Below are 19,646 nucleotides of genomic sequence, written 5' to 3'. Positions count from 1 at the left end.
TCTCATAATAAAAGTTGAACACAATCCGAAGATTGTTAAGCTCATTTGTTTGCTAGCATATTGCTTCGCTTTGTTAAAAATTGTTGTTTGTTTTTACTGTTGTAAAAACAACCTACACATTTGGTTCGTCTTACTTTGTTCAGTTTTCAAAGGTCTACTGTGTTACCTAGCAGCAACTTTTATATCATACCAAATCTTCGATTTGATGTCAACACTTTTTTTAAAAAAGTTTCAAAGTTTTTTCTGCTCGATGTTATCGAATGTTTCGTGACAACTTCATTAGTTTACCAGGTTGTTTGTTATTTGTCAACAACTTTCTTCCCGATTTTTCAAGTTTTTTTAAAACTTGAAATGTTATTCTATTATTGCCGTTCAGCATAATTCGTCAGTGCCTTGCGACAAGATATAATATAACAAGTTTTTCTTTATTGGTCAACCATTTTTTGAAAAAATTTTAAAAGTTTTTTATCTTAACTTCTCACCATCTCTTGTATTTTCGCTTTTCTGACTCAAAATAGTTTCAATATTAGTTTTTTTAAAAAAATAGCAACGAATCCCGATCGTTCTTTATAATTTATATGAAAATAGTTCGAATTCATTTTCATTAGAATCTTTTGAGCTACCAATGTTAACAAATCCGTTTTCTTGATAGAACTGAATTAACTTCTGATTGCTACCTAAACAATCTAAACGTAACTCAGATACTTCATCAAGAAACTTTCGTTTTAAAGCACTTAACAATTCTTCTCCATATGCTTTTCCTCTGTATGTAGGACGAATGATGACGCGATGTATGTAGCATGCGGATTGGTGAAAGCCGAAATCTTTCCAAAGTAATTTATCCCATTCAGTCGGAGTTTTCCATGCAGCTGCCATTCCTATTAGTTGATTCTTACTATTATAGAAGAAATAAACTTCACCTTTAGTAACAGCTTCTTCTAATCCGTGTTTATCTTCGCCTTGTAAAACCTCTGACCATTGATTACTCCCTTGTTCTTTCAACCATTCGGCACTCTCTTTTAATACAGACATAGCAATTTGCGTTTCTTCTATTGTTACTTGTTTTAATTTCATGGCGATTTCCTCCGAAAAAAAATGTATTAAAAGAAAACGGAACAAAACTAGATTATAGCTTTGTCCCGTCTTATGTTTCTGTGATAAGAGTTGTACAGTAGTATCCTTCTCTTATTCTTTATGTACCTATTTAGTTTTAAAACATCGGGACTCCTTCAATTTCATAAGAAGCTAATAAAGTTTTTAATTTAGATGGTTTTTCCCATGCATATCTATTATCAATAGTTGGGACTACATGATCTTCATTCATTTCAAATACAAACAAAGGCATATTTTCAGCATCTGTATGAGCATTTGTTAACTCGACTAAATTAATTGAAGTAACATCTAGTTGAATTTCTTCTTTGAAAACTTGTAACATACTCGCTAAACCCGTCATATCCTCAGAAACTTTTGTTGTAACAAACGCCATTGACTCACCCACTGGATGAACAAGAAATTTTTTCGAACCATCATTTAGATTCAGCATAATAGTACCAGCGACTTTTTTGTTAGACAAAACATCCACCTCAATTAATTTTTGTTTTCAGAAACTAGGAAAATTGTACCATATTTTCTGAAAAAAAACAGATTTATTTCTCAAGTAGTGCATTCATCGCCTCGTTCCTCCAGATAGGAAGCTCATGTTCTAAGGTTTCAAAGCCGATTTTCTTATTTTTATTCGTGAAATATTTTTTACGTCGATGATTTGGTTGCTGTATTTGAGTCTCTAACGTTCTTAAAGATAAGCTGATTTTTTTTGAGTATTCGTCTATATCAATCACTTGAACTTTGACCTTTTGTCCGACAGTCAATAAACTATGAATATTTTTGGTAAAACCTGCCTGCACTTCTGATACATGTATCAACCCTTGGACCGTATCATTTAATGAAACAAACGCACCATATGGTTGTAGACCGGTTATTGTCCCGTCAAGAATCATTCCTATTTTGTATTCCATATTATTATCCTCATTTCGTTATTGCACAAAAATAATTTTCTCATTTCAAATGATATCATGTTCCATTAAATAGTGCATGGATTTATTTCTACCATTATTAATTCTTTTTGTTCATATTTCGTTGAAACTCCATTATACTATAGTTAAGTCTCGTTTAACGAAAAACATTTTGATCTAGAAAGGAAGAATTGAATGGTAGAATTTGATACAGTCTATGAACGCCGTAACACAAATTGTTCTAAGTGGGATTCCATTAAAGATACTTATGGAGAAGATGGCTTGTTACCATTATGGATAGCTGATATGGATTTCAAAGCCAATCAGCCTGTTCTAGACGCTATAAATCGAACAGCAGAACAAGGAATTTTGGGTTACTCTCCAGCTCCTGATTCATTGTACGAAGCAATTCAACGTTGGCAGAAGCGACAACACAATTATACCGTTAGCAAAGAAGCGATCCTATTTAACAGCGGTGTCGTGCCAAGTCTCTCTTTGGCTATTCAAGCTTACACTGAACCTGGCGATGCTATTATGATTCACGATCCAGTTTATCCTCCGTTTGCCAAAGTTGTTGAACAAAATGATCGAAAGCTAGTCCGTAGTCAATTATTAATAGATCAAGAACACTTTATTATGGATCTAGAAGAGATGGAAAAATACTTCGTTGCTGAAAACGTTCGACTATTCATCCTCTGCAACCCTCACAATCCAGGCGGACGTGTTTGGACAAAAGGTGAGCTTGAAGCTTTTGGTACATTATGCGCAAAATATGATGTGCTCGTTGTTAGCGATGAGATTCATCAAGATTTGATTTTTGCTCCGCATGTATTTACAACATTCACAAATGTTCACTCGACATTCAAAGATTTTTCGATTACTTTGACTGCAGCAACAAAAACCTTCAACTTAGCTGGTATTAAAAACTCCATGATCTTCATCGAAAATCCTGATTTGCGAAAACAATTCGTTGAAGCACAGGAACGTAATTTTCAGAACGAAATCAATATTTTCGGTTACGTAGGAACAGAGGCTGCTTATGAACACGGTGATGATTGGTTAGATGAATTACTTGGTTATCTAAAAGAAAACATTGATATGGTTACCAATTTCTTAAAAGCTGAACTTCCTAGCGTCAAAATGATGCATCCAGAAGGTACTTACTTGATTTGGTTAGATTTTTCCGCTTTTGGTTTGACCGATGCACAACTGCAAAATCAACTCGTCCATAAAGGAAAAGTTGTTTTGAATCCTGGAATTACCTTTGGTCCTAAAGGGACGCAACACATGCGCTTAAATGTGGCCTGTCCAAAAGAAACACTGTCAGAAGGCTTACGGAGAATCAAACACTCTTTTGAATAATAAAAAAGTGAAACCAGAACCTTAATGCGTTCTAGTTTCACTTTTTTTACATCGTTGCTGTTTATTCGCTAATTTCTACTTTATCGATGACTACATCAAATGTTGGACGATCTTGAGAGTCTCTTTGTACCCCACCGATTTCATCGACTACATCCATACCTTCTACAACATGACCAAAGACTGTGTGACGGAAATCTAACCATGGTGTTCCACCTTTTTTGTAGGCTTCAATTACTTCTGTTGGGAATCCGGCACCTTCTAGTTGCCCCATCATATTTGCTGGAACATTTTGATTGTTTACGATAAAAAATTGGCTACCGTTAGTATTTGGACCAGCATTTGCCATTGATAGTGCACCACGTAAATTGAACACATCTTTAGAAAATTCATCTTCAAATTTTTCGCCATAAATACTTTCGCCGCCCATACCTGTTCCGGTAGGATCCCCACCTTGAATCATGAAATCAGGAATAACACGGTGAAAAATCACCCCATCATAATAGCCCTTTTTCGCTAGTTGAACAAAGTTTTCAACTGTTTTTGGTGCTTGTTCTGGGAAAAGCTGAACAGTAATGTCTCCGCGGTTGGTTTTTATCACGGCTTTAGGGCCTTTTGCATTTGCTAAATCTAATTGTGGAAATTCTGACATCGTTATTTCCTCCTCGTTATTTTTTACTTACTTATAATATCATAAACAACTTCACTTGAAAATTCCATTATCTTTGCTATTCTTTTAAGAGAAGCTTTTTTTCACAAACTCTTACTTGCTTTTTTCTGTTACAAGTGATATTTTGTGAAAAACGATATACTACATTGTTGCTTTCATTTATATAGATGAAAACTTTTTTATTATAGAAACTGGAGGAAATTTTGATGTCTGATTCAAAAAATATATATGATCTAACGATTGTTGGCGCTGGTCCTGTCGGTCTTTTTGCCGCTTTTTATGCTGGTATCCGCAAAGCAAAAACTAAAATCATTGATAGTTTGCCTCAACTTGGTGGACAACTTTCTACGCTTTACCCCGAAAAATATATTTATGATGTTCCCGGTTTTCCCGCAATCAAAGCCAGCGAACTGATTGGAAATTTAGAAAAACAAATCGCTCCATTTGCCCATGAGACTTGTTTGGAAGAAGAAGTGCGAAATTTGGTTCAAGAAGATGGCTACTTACGCATTGAAACAACAAAAGGCGTTCACTATTCTAAAGCTGTTATTTTCGCTATCGGAAATGGGTCCTTCCAACCTCGACGTCTCATGATCGATGGTGCAGCAGAACTTGAAGGAAATCATGTTCATTATTATGTGACAGATATGAACAAATTCTCTGGTAAAAAGGTTGCTATAGCTGGTGGTGGTGATTCTGCTATTGATTGGGCCTTGATGTTAGAGCCAGTTGCAAAAGAAGTATCGATCATCCATCGTCGTCCTGAATTTCGTGGTCATGAACACAGTGTAGAGAATTTGAAAAATTCTAAAGTATCTATTTATACGCCTTATGTTATTGACCAACTTTTAGTAGAGAATAACGCATTCAAAGGTATTCAATTGAAAGAAACGAAAGCAGATAATTTTGAAAAGCTAGACTTAGATTCTTTGATCATCAACTACGGTTTTACGTCATCATTGGGGCATTTAAAAGACTGGGGTTTAGATGTTAGCCGAAACGCTATTGAAGTCAACTCAGATATGTCGACAAATATTCCTGGTGTTTACGCTGTTGGTGATATTTGTAACTATGATGGCAAAGTAAAACTGATAGCAACAGGTTTTGGTGAAGCTCCCACTGCTGTCAATAATGCATTGCACTTTATTAAACCCAACACAAGAACTCAGCCAATGCATAGTACTAGTTTATTTGAAGGAAAAGAAGCAAACATGCTTTAATAAAAAATAAAACGCTCCTTTAAAAGGCGCGTTTTATTTTTTATCCCATTTCTTCTTGCCATTGCACAATCGCTTTTTTTATATTTTCAACCAGTTCTTCTGGTGTTGCACCCGTAATTCGTTCTCCTTCAAATAAAACAAAGAATGTTTGAGCACAAAGAACACATTCATTCATGCAAGAATAAGAGATTACATCACCATTTTCTTCAATAAATGGATCATTCATTAACAGCTCTGCACCTTTAGCTAAATTTTGTTCACAACATTCTATTAGAGGGTTCATTGATTTTCTCCTTGCAATTTTCTCTGTAGATAGTATACCATTGATGTATTATAAGTTTAAAAATGATGCATCGGAGGTTTTTATTTTGGTCATAAAAGGTGAAACATTAGAACAAAAGGCGCGTCAATTATTGAAAGAACGCGGTGTCGAGATGGAAGATTTGGCGGAATTGGTTTTATTTTTACAAAAACCTTATATAGAAGATCTTGATGTAGCAACTTGTATTGAACATATTGATAGTGTGTTATCAAAACGCGAAGTGCATAACACGATCATCACTGGTATTCAATTAGATATTTTAGCTGAAGAAAAGAAACTACTTCATCCTTTACAAGAAATTTTAGAAGAAGATGAAGGTTTATACGGTATTGATGAAATTTTAGCACTTTCAATCGTTAATGTTTATGGTTCGATCGGTTTTACAAATTATGGCTATATCGACAAAGTAAAGCCTGGTATTTTAGCTAAGCTAAATTCTCATGAAGGACCGCAAGTCCATACTTTTTTAGATGATATTGTTGGCGCAATTGCGGCAGCCGCAGCTAGTCGATTAGCTCACTCTCAGCCAGATAAAAGTAGTATCACACAATAATTATTCGTAAATAGAGTAAGGGTAGAAAATTATTGATATCTAAGTTTTAGGTACATAAATAAAATTTTCTGCTCTTTTTTATATTTTTTACAGCTTTTCAATTGCTTCGTTAGTAAGATGTCCATTATAATAAGTTTAAAGTATGCAACATATTATATACTTATGTTTAAAGATACCACTATAGGCTAAAAGAGTTTCTTCTGATTTTAAATGAGCACATTTTTTCAGTCGTTGATTTTCTTCCCCAATAGATAAATCAAAAGCCTATAGTGGTAAACTTTATTCAACATCCCCTAGAGATTAAATCGTACTTATTTAAATTATAGTTGTACGATCAACAAGGATATTAAAAACAATAGATAGAAGTAAAAAAATAAAAAAACGGTATCAGAATTCCTTCCAATACCGTTGTATCGTTCAATAAGTAAACGCTGGCATGTTCATCATCTCGTGTATTTTTAGGGGTAGATATTTTCCTAAAAATTGAGTACAATGAATCATGTCAGTGCTTTTGCATTGACGAGGGCAACTTGATCGGTCAGTGTCTGCTGACTTTTCAGGGCTTCGTAGTTTGGCGGCCACCAAACTGTGAAGTGCCTTTTTTATTTTATTATTTCACTTCTATCATGTACTCATTGTACAAGATGAGTGAATGTTTCGTCAATGATGATTCTGCTTATTTTTACCTTGAAAAACAATCGTTCTTAAAAAAATAATAGGGCCAAGGCTTTCCTCATTATTTTTTGATTAGTAGAAATTCTTATTAACCGATTAATACTTCGCTTATATTCATTTGAACTTAGTTATCCTAATTATTGATTTGTCGATACAGCCATTTTTAGTGCTTGCACAGCATCAAAGTGTTGGATCGTATAGACGATTGTCCCTTTTTGCCAAACAACTGAATTGTTCTGGTAGCTATCGCTAACGCTAGCTGTTAAAGAAATCTGTCCAACATTTCGAGGTGCTGGAAGCATCGCTGTTTCTAAATATGCAACGGCTTCTTTCGCTAAAGGTTCACCAACTTCTCCTCCAATATTGGAAGCTCTGACAACCATACTCCAATTGCCTTCTTGCCACGATAGAAAAGTAGAGCCTGCCGCACCTTGTTGATAGCCTTTGATTCCATAGCCAAGATCAATTGGATTTCCCCCATTATCAATAATTTGATTAACAGCGGCGGCGGCTTCTGCATCTGATCCATAAGATTTTTTCTCGAATGATGCAATGGGTTGCAACTCATTGACCGCGAGATCATTCACTGCAATTGCATTAGCTTCAGCATAATACAATACTCTAAAGTTTCCTTGATCAGCGGTACTTGTCGTTGCGGCAGTTAAATACTCTGCTGTTTGACTTGTTAATATAGCTTGCGGCAATGAATTGTTTGGAAACTCTTGATTAAGTTGCCCTAAAACCGCCTCTGCTTGTTTTTCCGGTGTGTTATTTTCTGATTTTGCAGGCGCTTTACTTTCTTTCGCTTCAGAAGTGTTCGCAGAAGAAGATGACTTTTGGGTTGTACTAGATTTTTCGGTGTTTTTACTCGTCGCTGTAGTTGTTTGACTTGTTTTTTCAGTACTTTTAGCTGTCGTTGAACGTTCGGTTGTTTGCCCTTTTCCTCCACAAGCAGCTAGAGATACACCTGCTAGTAATATAAATGAATAGATGAATTTCTTTCTCATTTTTTTCCCCTCCTAAATGTTCCTTTTCTTTAGTTTATCATTAAATAGTAGAATACTCACTTCATAAAGATTATTATGAGTAAGATGGATATTCGGACGATACAATAGCAAAAAAAAGAATGCATATTCCATCTTCTAAACGCCCGAAGCCGCTGAAGGAATACCATTTTCGTGGGATTTGAACCTATAACCTACTAATTCTAAACTATATGCACAATAGTTTAAAACGAGTTTTATCCTCTTTAATAAAATCAGTCTAAAATGTATAGCCAATTATATCTATTAAGTTATTGGACTAATCGCTATAACTACATCCTCTTTACCTGATTTTTTAAAGAATGAGATGATTGTGTCTGCTTCCAACGTCTTTACAACGTCCGTTGCATCATCAAATACAAAACCATCTAAAACGTTATTAATAAATCCTGTTGTTTCATTAATATCCTGTATTTGACAAAAAACTTTACCTTCTCCTACAATTTCCAATTTGTATTCGCCATTTATTGAATCTGGAATAAAAAAATGACCATAAGTATTTTTTAGACGAATACTTCTATCTTCTTCTATAGGTAAATATTTTTCTTTTGAAGGCGTTAAATGAACTGAACTGTTTTTGGGTGTTTGAACTTTGTTCGTATTATAGAATGCTTGATTATTTATAACATCCTTTCGATTTAAATGTTCATTCCCTAAAAAGAACTCTTTGCTGCTAATCTCAGATACATCATAAAATCCTGAAGATAACTTCTCAGAATCCGACAAAACTGTATACGTTCTATTCCTCTGTAGAACCACTCTTTTTGCTGGATTTTTTTCATATGTGAAAATATCGGATGAACTGTTATTATTGTATAGCCTTCTCCCAACCAAAATAATCAAACATGCACATACAATAAATAAAAACATTTTTCTCATGAAACAATACTCCCATCTTTAATCACAACAATAGTATCGCATAATTCTTCTATATCTTTTTTATTATGACTCGCGATAACAATGATTCTGCCACTCGTTTTCAGTTCGTCTATAAGTTGATAAAATTTGTCAATTGCGTCATCATCCAGACCATTCGTTGGTTCATCTAACAATAATACTTTTGGGTTTTCAAATATAGCCTGAGCAATGATCAATTTTTGTCTCATACCTAATGAATATTTTTTTACAGGTCTTCGATCATTGGGATCCAGTCCCACCTTAGTTAAAGCCAGATCTATATCTTTTTTATTGGCAATTTTGTTAATTTCGGAAAGAAGTTTTAAATTATTGACTCCACTGATCGATGGTTCCAGACCTTCATGTTCAATAATCAAACCTAAGCTTGGCAAAAAATCGAAATCTTTCCCTAAGATCTGATCATTATAAGTAATCGTGCCTTCTTGAACGCGAATCAATCCTGAAATTGCACGTAATAACATTGTTTTTCCAGAACCATTTTGTCCAATCAAACCGTAAACATGGCCTTCCTCAAAAGTAAGACTTACGTTTTTTAATACAGAATACTTCTTTATTTTTTTTGAAATACGATCCACAACTAACATTTCTATTCCTCACAAATAATTTATTTTTTTTGCTGCGACATAATGAGCTACTATGAATATACTTATTAATAAAATAGCCCAATAAAGAAAGGAAAAGCTTTCTCTCCCAACTCTAGTTAGGTAAAAAGGAAATTTTAGTACTCCTCCCAATATAGGTATAGTTGAAAATACGTTGGAAAATACGACTGCTCCCAGAATGTATGCATTCACTAGTAATAAGGTAAAGTAAAGATTTCTACTAACAAAAAGAATCAATGTAGAAAATAACCCTATCGTAACTATTACTATGAATTGACTTAAATATTCGCCTGTAATGATCAAATTGGGCGTTACTGTTTTTCTAATAGCAATTACCAGAACTATAGTACTTATATTAAGAATTAAATGAATAAAAACTCTTTGTAAATAATCGTTCATCACTTGTCTACGATCCTTATATCTAACTAAAGAATAGCTAGTAAACGTTTGATTTATTATACGAAAACACGAAAGTATCAACCCTGTATACATATAACTATAGAGCAAAAACCATGACAAAAGTTCTTTTAATGAATAGTTCTCAGACAAACCAACAATTAATGAAAAATCATTTGCTTTCTGATAATTAAAATCGCCATCAAAAAAAAGAAATAATAGCAATAAAACAATTCTTTCAACATACTTCATAAAAAATCCTTTCTGGTAAATAGCTCATAATTCAGAATACATTGAGCTAATGGAATGGTTATTAATATCGGCAGATATATAACACTATTGGTCTCAACATTTAATACATAATAAATATAACTCAAATTAAAGAATGAAAAGTAATCTTTAAAAAGAAAATAGCTGCCCATTATTAAAGATACTGATAAAAAGCTATTCATGAACTTCCTGTTGCTTCCGTTTATGAGTTCAATCAGCATATAAAATTGAACCGAAATAATAGACATAAGAAAAAAAATCAACGTTTGCTTTGTATATTCAGATAACACAATTCGGTCAGGAAATATAAAAAATACTGGTAGACCTATTAAAAAATAGACTATTAAGAATTTGCTGATTTCAAGAAGTATTCTAAGGCACTTACAGAAATATAGACGCTTTTTTGTCATCCTTACATCTTTATAAACAATATTATCTGGTACAAAAACAGCCAAAGAAAAAAGCAACAACGGTATCAAAAAAAGAATGAAAAGTGAGAGATCGTAATAAGAAAAGTAGTTTGTCATCTGTTCCAAAACATTATTTTTATCACTTATTTTGGTCAAAAATTGAGTACTGTACAACATAAGTAGAATAATAACTTGAATCCCCGTTCCCGTTAAACTTTTTTTATACAAAATCATATTGTAACCACCATTTTTTTTGAATAACCAGGCAGACCGTCAGTAATAATACACTTGAGATAAAGTACAACATTTTTGATGCAATAGAATATTCTGTAAATGGTTGAAAAAGAATCATGATAGACGGGGTAATACTAATTAGCAGATACCAAAGACTAATAACAATAAAAACTGTATAGTAAAACGACTTAGTAAAAATATTAATTGTGGCAATCATGACACTCATACATCCAGCCGTCAAAGCAACCATAGTTATATGTAGAATGTTCGACAGTTCTGGGTGGCTAAGCTCCCAAAGAATGGAATCATAAAAAAATCGTTGAAAGTCCACTAGCTTTACGGATTGTTCAATCATAAAAGGAACGGTTGTTTCTTTTCTAAAAATGATTGTTACAAATACGTAATTAAGTATCATTGGGATAAATATCAAACTAAATCCATAAAGAAAATTGACTTGATTATATACTTTCCAATAATATTTACGATTAGTTCTTCCTATTACAGATAATACATTTCCAGAATTAACATCCGCAAGCACCCATGCACTGGTACCGAATATTAGGTATATAGGCAATAACCACAATACTAACATTTGAGCATAGTGACCTTCCGAATTCCCAGCCAAAAACGTGGAGTAATTCGGGTCATATCCACCAAATGATTGATACAATAAAAATGGATCGAGTAACACTAACGAAAAAAAGAATAGGAAAATAAAGCAACTTCGTTTATCGCTAAGTAGACGTTTGTAAAAATAACTCATTTTTTAGCTCCTTTACAAAAATATAGTAGAGCTTATGCTCTACTATAGAATAATCTTAACTATTTTATGGACGATGTAATAGTTGTCTGCCAGAGATAATATAAGCAGTCTACTCATCCCATTTACCGTAACAAGGGTAACTTGCATTGTTGTAATTATTATTTTCTGCTGTTAACCTTACTCTCTGTTTACTCGCTGATGAATAAGCCGAATTGAAAGATTTAGCCCCCCAGCTTGCACATTGCATGCCTTAGAGACATTTTCACCATTTGATTTCTCCAACCAAAAACGGGTATAAGTCATCCATCCTTCACCAGAAGAAGTTAATTGAGTAAACCAAGCTCTATCCCGATCAGTCGTTTGTCGATAACGTGTTTCTGTGTATGAACTTTTTTTGCTTTGGTTTAATTGTAAAAGAAAAATCAATATAGTTTGTCTGGTAAGCAGCATAAGCTTTTGCTGTAAATCCCATTGAAATTATCACTAACAGACAAGACATTAACCCTAGTACTGTTTTTTTCATTTTTCATCCCACTAAAATTATTGAATTCCAATAAAATCCAAAGAATTATCATAACATCAAATATAAAAATAGTCAACTTAGTCATTCATTTTGTTTTAAAGGTTGGTTTATTGAAAATACAAACCCTCCATAAAGTAACTATTTTAAAAACTCTTAAATATTTGCCAACTCCATCAGAATATTTTTTATATTATTCTTTGTAAAAACTACTTTATTTTTTAATGGAAAGATTAACTCTGAAAGATATAGAATTTGATTAAAGTGAATCAAACGAACTATTAAAGAGAACAAATTAAGCTAAGTAGACATTCTTAGGCATCAACATTTTTAGAATACAAAAAAGAGAACGCATATTCCATCTTCTAAACGTCCGAAGACGCCGACAGAATACCGTTCTCGTGGGTTTGGCACCCAATGGGTCGTAAGGGGCTCGAACCCATGACCCGCTGATTAAGAGTCAGCTGCTCTACCAACTGAGCTAACGACCCAAATAATTAGTACTTAAATAGTGTAGCACTTGAAAGTTGTTTATTCAAGAAAAAACGTCAGATACAACGAAATAAGTTACGACTGGTTTATCTCATTATACCTAACTTTTTTACTCTCCTTGTTCTTTTTTTACAGGACATGTGGTGTGACAATCATCACAGCTCTCCCCTTTTTTGATTCGAGAATAGATAACATATCCAGCTGCGCCAAAAATCATTACTGCTAAAATAAACGTGGCCATGTTTTTACCCTCTTTCTAACGTTGCCATTGTAATAACTGGTTCTTCTTTTATCTTTGGTTTTCTCACTAAATAATACCCCATGATAATCAATAGTAGTGTTGCAATCAGTATCCCCACTCCAATATGACCATTCTCAAAGATCACATGCCCAAATTGATAAATAATAAAACTAACCACATACGCTAAACCACATTGATATCCAATCGCTCCCCAAGTCCATTTCAAATTGCCCATCTCTCTTCTGATTGCACCAATTGCTGCAAAACACGGGGCACACAATAGATTAAAGACTAAAAATGAATAGGCCGCAACTGGAGTGAAGGCTCCTTGTAACGCAGACCAAACTTCCCCTACATGTCCGAATAAAATACCAAATGTACCGATCACGTTTTCTTTTGCAACTAAACCTGTTATCGTAGCAACTGCACCCTGCCAAGTGCCCCAGCCAAGTGGTGCGAATATTGGTGCAATGACTTTCCCTAAATTGGCTAAGATACTTTGATCCGCTTCTGCTTCTTGCAAAGTAAACGTATAGGTAGACGTAAACCAAATAATGATACTCATCACGAAAATAATTGTTCCTGCTTTCTTCACAAATGATTTACTGCGATCGTATGCGTGACGAAGAACACCACGTAATTGCGGCATATGATACGCTGGTAATTCCATGATAAATGGAGCTGGATCACCTGAAAACGAATGTGTTTTCTTCAATGCAATCCCCGATAATACGATTGCTGCGATCCCAATAAAATAAGCGGATGGAGAAACCCAACTACTTTTTGGAAAAAAGGCACCTGCAATCAAGGCAATGATTGGTAGTTTTGCTGAACAGGGCATAAACGTAGTAACCATGATCGTCATCTTACGGTCTTTTTCATTTTCGATCGTACGACTAGCCATGACACCTGGTACGCCACAACCTGTTGCAATCAGCATCGGGATAAACGATTTCCCTGATAACCCAAATTTTCTAAATAAGCGATCCATCACAAAGGCAATTCTTGACATATAGCCACAATCTTCTAAGAAGCCTAAACATAGAAACAACACTGCTAACTGTGGTAAAAATCCCAGTACAGCACCCACCCCAGCTATGATTCCATCTAAAATCAAACGTTGCATCCAAGGTGCTACTTGCCAATTAGCTAATAAACCTTCAACGGTATTGGGAACAAGATTTCCAAACAATTCATCATTGATCCAGTCAGTCCCCATCGTGCCTACAGTTTGAATTGCTAAATAATAAACAAACCACATAATCACAGCGAAAATGGGTAAAGCCAACCAACGATTTGTCACGATTCGATCGATTTTATCACTAGTATTGAATGTGATTTCATTTCTCTCGATAGAACACAGAGCCGTTAAGCGAGTAATGAATTCGTAACGTTCATTAATGACAATCGATTCACTATCATCCCCAAAAACTTGTTCTGTGATTTTAATAATTTCTTCTATTTCATCTTGCTGCGCTGAACTCAATACTAGCTCTTTTATGACTCTAGTATCTCTTTCAAACAATTTGATACTGTACCACCGAGCTTGTCTTTCCAGTACACGGTTCCCTAAAACAACTATAATTTCATTTAGGGCTGCTTCTAAACGATTATCATAAGTTGGATAGTTAAATTCTTTTGGGAAGGTTTCTGTTTCTTTTACTGCTTTTGTTATCAACGCATCCAGTCCTCGATTTTTTAGGGCGCTAACGCCTAGTACATCCACACCTAAACCATAAGCGAGTTTTTCACTATTGATTTTTTTCCCAGATTTATCTAAAATATCCATCATATTTAACCCAACAACAACGGGAATCCCAGTTTCCATCAATTGAGTTGTCAGATACAAGTTTCGTTCTAAATTTGTAGCATCAACGATATTAATAATCACGTCAGGGTCACCACTTAGTAAATAGTCTCTGGCAACCACCTCTTCTGGTGTGTAAGGAGATAGAGAATAAATACCTGGTAGATCCTGAATCGTTATCTGTTTATTTTTTTTAAGCTTTCCTTCTTTTCGTTCAACAGTAACACCCGGCCAATTTCCTACATATTGATTTGCGCCTGTTAACGCATTGAATGTCGTTGTTTTCCCACTATTGGGATTTCCTGTCAACGCAATATGCCGTTCTTCCATTCCTTATCCTTCTTTCTGCACCAAGACTAGTTCTGCTTCATTTTTTCTTAACGTTAATTCGTATCCACGAAGATTGATTTCAATCGGGTCCCCTAAAGGCGCCATTTTTCTGACTAGTAAATCCACCCCTTTTGTTAGTCCCATATCCATTAATCGTCTTTTAACAGCACCTTGTCCATGAATCCCAATGACGCGAGCTTTCTCCCCCACTGTTAATTGATCGAGCGATAGCCAATTTTCCTCATTGATACTTTTTTCTACTATTGTAATCTGCTGCAATACAGATACATTAATCGCAATTCGACTATTATGTAGCAAAACGATCCCATTCTCCCTAGAATAATTCACCAATACCACTTTTCCTCCTGAGACAAAACCAAGGTTATTTAGATGTTTCTTGGCAAAACCTTCCGCTTGAATTCCTTCAATTGTATAAACCTTATTCAACTTTGCTTGTGCCAATGTTAACATTTAGTGATCCTCCTATTTTAAAAGCCAGTATCTTGTAACATAATTCATCCCAATCATTTCCCTTTTAAAGCGCAATCTTGTGAAAAAGTTTCATTCATTCTCCCATTGATACTGATAATCGTTCTCATCAAGTATACCTGTTTGTGAGACTTAAATCAATGTTCTATCTACCTATTGTAAGAAAATACTCTCCACGCTGATTTGCCTCAATTTTTGTAGTGTGTCTTACTTTCATTCACCACTATATCTTGTGCTTTAGCCCCCATATTTTCTAATTCAAAATTTAATAAATTTCTTTTTTTAGCACAAAAACAGCTTGAAAAGTCGCCTAAATCTAGAGATTACGAGCTTTCATATTTCTTTCAAAAACACAAAACATGGTATTCAGACAAAAAACAACCACAATATGTAGTGCCTAACTGTTGACTTTTTTCGTGAGAGATTTATACTAGTGAAGTAAACTAATTGAGGGGGAATTAAAAATGAACGTAAAAATCTTTTCTAAAAATAATTGTATCCAATGTAAAATGGCAAAACGCTTTTTGAGCGAGAATAATATAGCATTTGAAGAAGTAAATATCGATATCCAACCAGACGCAATCGAATGGTTAAAAGAACAAGGATTTCAAAGTGTTCCGGTTATCACTTCTGACGCTACAACAGTTGTAGGATTTCGTCCTGATCAATTAAAACAATTGGCTAGCTAAAATGAAAATTGTTTATTTTTCAGTCACTGGACAAACCAGACGCTTCATTAAAAAATTGGATTTAGCAGCTTACGAAATTGAGCCTGCGAATCCTTTTTTTGAGATAAATGAGCCTTTTGTTCTAGTCGTTCCTACTTATGACCAAGAGATCACTGAAGTAGTGAACGATTTTCTTGATTACAAAAGTAATCGAGAAAACTTACAAGGCGTTGCAGGCGGCGGCAACCTTAATTTCGCAGAATTATTTGTATATACAGCCAAAGACATAGCACGTGATTACAACGTTCCGATGCTTTTTGCATTTGAATTTAGCGGTACGAACGAAGACGTGGAATCCTTTAAGAAAGTAGTGAATGAACTTGAGTCTAAAAGAAATTAAAGATGTTAGCTATTTTAAGCTGAATAACGAGATCAACCGTCCCGTTGATGGACAAATTCCTTTACATAAGGATAAAGAAGCTTTGGAAGCTTTCTTCAAAGAAAATGTTCTTCCTAACACAAGAACCTTCAATACTATAGAAGAAAAAATCAATTACTTGATCGACAATGATTATTTAGAAACCGCCTTTATCGAAAAATATTCTATGGCTTTTATTGAACAATTATACACATTTCTTGATGAACAGCAGTTTGAATTCAAATCATTCATGGCCGCTTACAAGTTTTATTCACAATATGCGCTTAAAAACAACGAAGGAACTGAATACTTAGAAAGTTATGAAGATCGTGTCGCTTTTAATGCATTATATTTCGCTGATGGCAATGAAGAATTAGCTTTAATTTTAGCTGATGAAATGATTCATCAACGTTACCAACCTGCAACGCCTTCTTTCTTGAATGCTGGGCGTAAACGTCGCGGTGAGCTTGTTTCTTGTTTCTTGATCCAAGTAACAGATGACATGAACAGTATCGGCCGTTCAATCAACTCCGCTTTACAATTATCACGTATTGGTGGCGGTGTGGGTATCACATTAGCAAACTTACGTGAAGCAGGTGCTCCGATCAAAGGATACGAAGGAGCTGCCAGCGGCGTGGTTCCTGTTATGAAATTGTTCGAAGATAGTTTTAGCTATTCTAATCAATTAGGTCAACGTCAAGGTGCTGGAGTTGTGTATCTAAACGTTTTTCATCCAGATATCGAAATGTTTCTATCTACAAAAAAAGAAAATGCGGATGAAAAAGTTCGTGTGAAGACATTATCTTTAGGTGTTGTGGTTCCTGATAAATTTTATGAATTAGCTCGCAATAATGAAGATATGTATTTATTCAGCCCATATAGTGTAGAACGTGAATATGGCGTACCGTTCTCTTATGTTGATATTACAAAAGAATATGACAACCTAGTTGCCAATCCAAAAATTCGTAAACGTAAAATCAAAGCACGTGACTTAGAAAATGAAATTTCTAAATTACAACAAGAATCTGGCTACCCATATATCATCAATATTGATACAGCCAATAGAAGCAATCCAGCTTATGGCAAAATCATCATGAGTAACTTATGTTCAGAAATTTTACAAGTTCAAACACCATCTGTTTTGAATGGCAAACAAGAGTATGAAACACTTGGGACAGATATCAGCTGTAACCTAGGTTCAACGAACATCGTTAACTTAATGGATAGTCCTGACTTTGGTAAATCAGTTCGTGCTATGACACGTGCCTTAACATTTGTTACAGATGCTTCAGATATCGATGTAGTTCCTTCTATTCAAAACGGAAATAGATTAAGCCATACAATTGGACTTGGTGCGATGGGTCTCCATACATTCTTTGCTAAAAACCATATGGAATATGGTTCAAAAGACTCATTAGATTTCACCAATGTTTACTTTACTTTATTAAATTATTGGACTCTAGTAGAAAGCAATAACATTGCTAAACAATACAACGAAACATTCCATAACTTTGAAAAATCTGATTATGCTAATGGTTCTTATTTCGATAAATATATTGAAGGAGATTTCACTCCTCAATCGGATAAAGTCAAAGAAATTTTCAAAGATATTTTTGTTCCAACATCTGAAGACTGGGCAAAATTACGTGATGCAGTGAAGCAAGATGGTTTATACCACCAAAATCGTTTAGCTGTAGCACCTAATGGTTCTATCTCCTATATCAATGATACAAGTGCTAGTATCCATCCTATCACTCGTATGATCGAAGAGCGCCAAGAAAAGAAAATCGGTAAAATTTATTACCCTGCTCCTTATCTAGCAAATGATACAATTCCTTATTACACATCTGCATATGACATGGATATGCGTAAAGTGATCGATGTTTATGCAACAGCACAACAACACGTAGATCAAGGAATGAGTTTAACCTTGTTTATGCGTTCTGAGATTCCAGAAGGTTTATATGAGTGGAAAGATTCACCGAAACAAACCACTCGTGATTTGAATATTTTACGTCACTATGCTTTCCATAAAGGGGTTAAATCAATTTATTACGTAAGAACATTTACAGATGATGCGGAAGAAATCGGCAGTAACCAATGTGAAAGTTGTGTCATTTAGAAAAGCAAAAAGAGCTCGTAAAAATACAAACAAGGCGCCCTCTGGTCGCCTTGTTCCATGATATGATGTATTTTATTGTAAGGGTAATAAGGAGGAAAAGACATGGCAACCTATTATGAAGCAATTAACTGGAACGCTATCGAAGATGTGATCGACAAGTCTACTTGGGAAAAACTAACGGAGCAATTTTGGTTAGATACTCGTATTCCTTTGTCTAACGACCTCGATGACTGGAGAACTCTTTCAGATCTCGAAAAAACGACTGTAGGGTATGTTTTTGGCGGTTTGACACTATTAGATACTGTTCAGTCTGAAAGTGGGATGGAACAGCTAAGAAATGATGTTCGCACACCACATGAAGAGGCTGTTTTAAATAATATCCAATTTATGGAATCAGTTCATGCTAAAAGTTATTCATCTATCTTCAGTACATTAAATACTAAAAAAGAAATCGATGATATCTTTGAATGGACAAATACAAATGTTTATCTACAAAAAAAAGCAGAAAAAATCAATGAAATTTACAAAACTGGTACACCATTAGAAAAGAAAGTTGCTAGCGTATTTTTAGAAACATTCCTATTCTACTCTGGTTTTTATACGCCTCTTTACTATTTAGGCAATAATAAACTAGCAAACGTTGCGGAAATCATCAAATTGATTATTCGTGATGAATCTGTTCATGGAACTTATATTGGATACAAATTCCAATTAGGATTCAATGAGTTGTCTGAAGCAGAACAAACTGAAATGAAAGATTGGATGTACAATCTTCTTTATGAGTTATACGAAAATGAAGAACGATATACTGAAGAATTATATGATGGATTAGGCTGGACTGAGGAGGTAAAAACCTTCCTACGTTACAATGCTAACAAAGCGTTGATGAACCTTGGAATGGATCCATTGTTTGCCGATACAGCCAACGATGTTAATCCAATCGTTATGAACGGTATATCTACCGGTACAAGCAATCACGATTTCTTCTCTCAAGTTGGGAATGGTTACTTATTAGGAACTGTTGAAGCAATGAAAGATGACGATTATTTGATTGGTATGGAATAATTCTTCCTAAAAAAGGTCTAGGATAAAACGACTTAAGTTGTTATCCT

Annotated in this window: 21 protein-coding genes and 1 tRNA gene; 7 read left to right on the top strand and 15 right to left on the bottom strand. The window is 34.6% G+C overall.

Translation table 11 applies throughout. From position 1 onward, the window contains the following. Positions 1 to 567 precede the first annotated feature (567 nt). The 3 genes from BCR22_RS04175 to BCR22_RS04165 form a co-directional block, all read right to left on the bottom strand. Complete coding sequence (locus BCR22_RS04175) at positions 568 to 1,074, bottom strand: GNAT family N-acetyltransferase (protein ID WP_069653726.1); 507 nt, start codon at positions 1,072 to 1,074, stop codon at positions 568 to 570. Between the two features lie 136 nt (positions 1,075 to 1,210). Continuing rightward, positions 1,211 to 1,582: a hypothetical protein gene (locus tag BCR22_RS04170; RefSeq protein ID WP_181429481.1), complete on the bottom strand. Its 372-nt coding sequence runs from the start codon at positions 1,580 to 1,582 to the stop codon at positions 1,211 to 1,213. Between the two features lie 64 nt (positions 1,583 to 1,646). Then, positions 1,647 to 2,015 carry a CvfD/Ygs/GSP13 family RNA-binding post-transcriptional regulator gene (locus BCR22_RS04165; RefSeq protein ID WP_069653724.1) on the bottom strand — a complete coding sequence of 123 codons (369 nt, stop codon included), beginning with the start codon at positions 2,013 to 2,015 and terminating at the stop codon, positions 1,647 to 1,649. Between the two features lie 192 nt (positions 2,016 to 2,207). Here BCR22_RS04165 and BCR22_RS04160 point away from each other — a divergent pair, with 192 nt between their 5' ends. Next, positions 2,208 to 3,374: a MalY/PatB family protein gene (locus tag BCR22_RS04160; protein ID WP_069653723.1), complete on the top strand. Its 1,167-nt coding sequence runs from the start codon at positions 2,208 to 2,210 to the stop codon at positions 3,372 to 3,374. 61 nt (positions 3,375 to 3,435) lie between these two features. Here the strand turns inward: BCR22_RS04160 and BCR22_RS04155 are convergent, their stop codons facing one another. Then, positions 3,436 to 4,023 carry a peptidylprolyl isomerase gene (locus BCR22_RS04155; protein ID WP_069653722.1) on the bottom strand — a complete coding sequence of 196 codons (588 nt, stop codon included), beginning with the start codon at positions 4,021 to 4,023 and terminating at the stop codon, positions 3,436 to 3,438. Positions 4,024 to 4,247: 224 nt separating this feature from the next. Here BCR22_RS04155 and BCR22_RS04150 point away from each other — a divergent pair, with 224 nt between their 5' ends. Further along, complete coding sequence (locus tag BCR22_RS04150; protein ID WP_069653721.1) at positions 4,248 to 5,261, top strand: NAD(P)/FAD-dependent oxidoreductase; 1,014 nt, start codon at positions 4,248 to 4,250, stop codon at positions 5,259 to 5,261. 40 nt (positions 5,262 to 5,301) lie between these two features. On the opposite strand, the gene BCR22_RS04145 is transcribed toward BCR22_RS04150, so the two are convergent. After that, positions 5,302 to 5,544: a DUF1450 domain-containing protein gene (locus BCR22_RS04145; RefSeq protein WP_069653720.1), complete on the bottom strand. Its 243-nt coding sequence runs from the start codon at positions 5,542 to 5,544 to the stop codon at positions 5,302 to 5,304. A gap of 85 nt (positions 5,545 to 5,629) precedes the next feature. Here BCR22_RS04145 and BCR22_RS04140 point away from each other — a divergent pair, with 85 nt between their 5' ends. Continuing rightward, complete coding sequence (locus tag BCR22_RS04140) at positions 5,630 to 6,136, top strand: phosphatidylglycerophosphatase A family protein (protein WP_069653719.1); 507 nt, start codon at positions 5,630 to 5,632, stop codon at positions 6,134 to 6,136. 812 nt (positions 6,137 to 6,948) lie between these two features. On the opposite strand, the gene BCR22_RS04135 is transcribed toward BCR22_RS04140, so the two are convergent. From BCR22_RS04135 to BCR22_RS04095, 10 genes are all read right to left on the bottom strand, one after another. Further along, a complete protein-coding gene (locus BCR22_RS04135) occupies positions 6,949 to 7,818 on the bottom strand; it encodes a hypothetical protein (protein ID WP_069653718.1) in 870 nt (289 codons plus the stop codon). A gap of 282 nt (positions 7,819 to 8,100) precedes the next feature. Beyond that, the gene (locus tag BCR22_RS04130; RefSeq protein ID WP_069653717.1) at positions 8,101 to 8,733 is read right to left on the bottom strand and encodes a hypothetical protein; all 633 of its coding nucleotides are present in this window, start codon (positions 8,731 to 8,733) and stop codon (positions 8,101 to 8,103) included. Next, positions 8,730 to 9,356 (bottom strand): ABC transporter ATP-binding protein, encoded by a 627-nt coding sequence (locus BCR22_RS04125; protein WP_069653716.1) that lies wholly within the window; start codon positions 9,354 to 9,356, stop codon positions 8,730 to 8,732. Before BCR22_RS04125 ends, BCR22_RS04130 begins: the two co-directional genes overlap by 4 nt. A gap of 9 nt (positions 9,357 to 9,365) precedes the next feature. Continuing rightward, positions 9,366 to 10,022, bottom strand: a complete 657-nt coding sequence (locus BCR22_RS04120; RefSeq protein WP_069653715.1) for a hypothetical protein — start codon at positions 10,020 to 10,022, stop codon at positions 9,366 to 9,368. A 648-nt stretch (positions 10,023 to 10,670) separates the two neighbouring features. Next, complete coding sequence (locus BCR22_RS04110) at positions 10,671 to 11,447, bottom strand: hypothetical protein (protein ID WP_069653713.1); 777 nt, start codon at positions 11,445 to 11,447, stop codon at positions 10,671 to 10,673. Positions 11,448 to 11,556: 109 nt separating this feature from the next. Further along, positions 11,557 to 11,694, bottom strand: a complete 138-nt coding sequence (locus BCR22_RS15985; RefSeq protein WP_083241742.1) for a DUF2712 domain-containing protein — start codon at positions 11,692 to 11,694, stop codon at positions 11,557 to 11,559. A 691-nt stretch (positions 11,695 to 12,385) separates the two neighbouring features. Beyond that, positions 12,386 to 12,458 (bottom strand) — tRNA-Lys (locus tag BCR22_RS04105). Positions 12,459 to 12,568: 110 nt separating this feature from the next. Next, positions 12,569 to 12,700 (bottom strand): FeoB-associated Cys-rich membrane protein, encoded by a 132-nt coding sequence (locus BCR22_RS14845; RefSeq protein WP_083241740.1) that lies wholly within the window; start codon positions 12,698 to 12,700, stop codon positions 12,569 to 12,571. A gap of 4 nt (positions 12,701 to 12,704) precedes the next feature. After that, positions 12,705 to 14,837 carry a ferrous iron transport protein B gene (gene feoB, locus BCR22_RS04100; protein ID WP_069653712.1) on the bottom strand — a complete coding sequence of 711 codons (2,133 nt, stop codon included), beginning with the start codon at positions 14,835 to 14,837 and terminating at the stop codon, positions 12,705 to 12,707. Positions 14,838 to 14,840: 3 nt separating this feature from the next. After that, a complete protein-coding gene (locus tag BCR22_RS04095) occupies positions 14,841 to 15,308 on the bottom strand; it encodes a FeoA family protein (RefSeq protein ID WP_069653711.1) in 468 nt (155 codons plus the stop codon). 482 nt (positions 15,309 to 15,790) lie between these two features. Here BCR22_RS04095 and nrdH point away from each other — a divergent pair, with 482 nt between their 5' ends. From nrdH to nrdF, 4 genes are all read left to right on the top strand, one after another. Next, on the top strand, positions 15,791 to 16,015 hold the full coding sequence (gene nrdH / locus BCR22_RS04090) for a glutaredoxin-like protein NrdH (protein WP_069653710.1): 225 nt from the start codon (positions 15,791 to 15,793) through the stop codon (positions 16,013 to 16,015). Position 16,016: 1 nt separating this feature from the next. Next, positions 16,017 to 16,394: a class Ib ribonucleoside-diphosphate reductase assembly flavoprotein NrdI gene (gene nrdI / locus BCR22_RS04085; protein ID WP_069653709.1), complete on the top strand. Its 378-nt coding sequence runs from the start codon at positions 16,017 to 16,019 to the stop codon at positions 16,392 to 16,394. Continuing rightward, positions 16,375 to 18,534, top strand: coding sequence for a class 1b ribonucleoside-diphosphate reductase subunit alpha (gene nrdE, locus BCR22_RS04080; protein WP_069653729.1), 2,160 nt, complete (start codon positions 16,375 to 16,377; stop codon positions 18,532 to 18,534). Before nrdI ends, nrdE begins: the two co-directional genes overlap by 20 nt. A 102-nt stretch (positions 18,535 to 18,636) precedes the next feature. Continuing rightward, positions 18,637 to 19,599: a class 1b ribonucleoside-diphosphate reductase subunit beta gene (gene nrdF, locus BCR22_RS04075; RefSeq protein WP_069653708.1), complete on the top strand. Its 963-nt coding sequence runs from the start codon at positions 18,637 to 18,639 to the stop codon at positions 19,597 to 19,599. Positions 19,600 to 19,646: the final 47 nt, after the last annotated feature.

The sequence above is a fragment of the Enterococcus plantarum genome (genome assembly GCF_001730295.1).
GTDB classification, from domain to species: domain Bacteria; phylum Bacillota; class Bacilli; order Lactobacillales; family Enterococcaceae; genus Enterococcus_L; species Enterococcus_L plantarum.
Note: the sequence above shows the minus strand (reverse complement) of the source record. Positions and strands in the feature narration are given on the sequence as shown.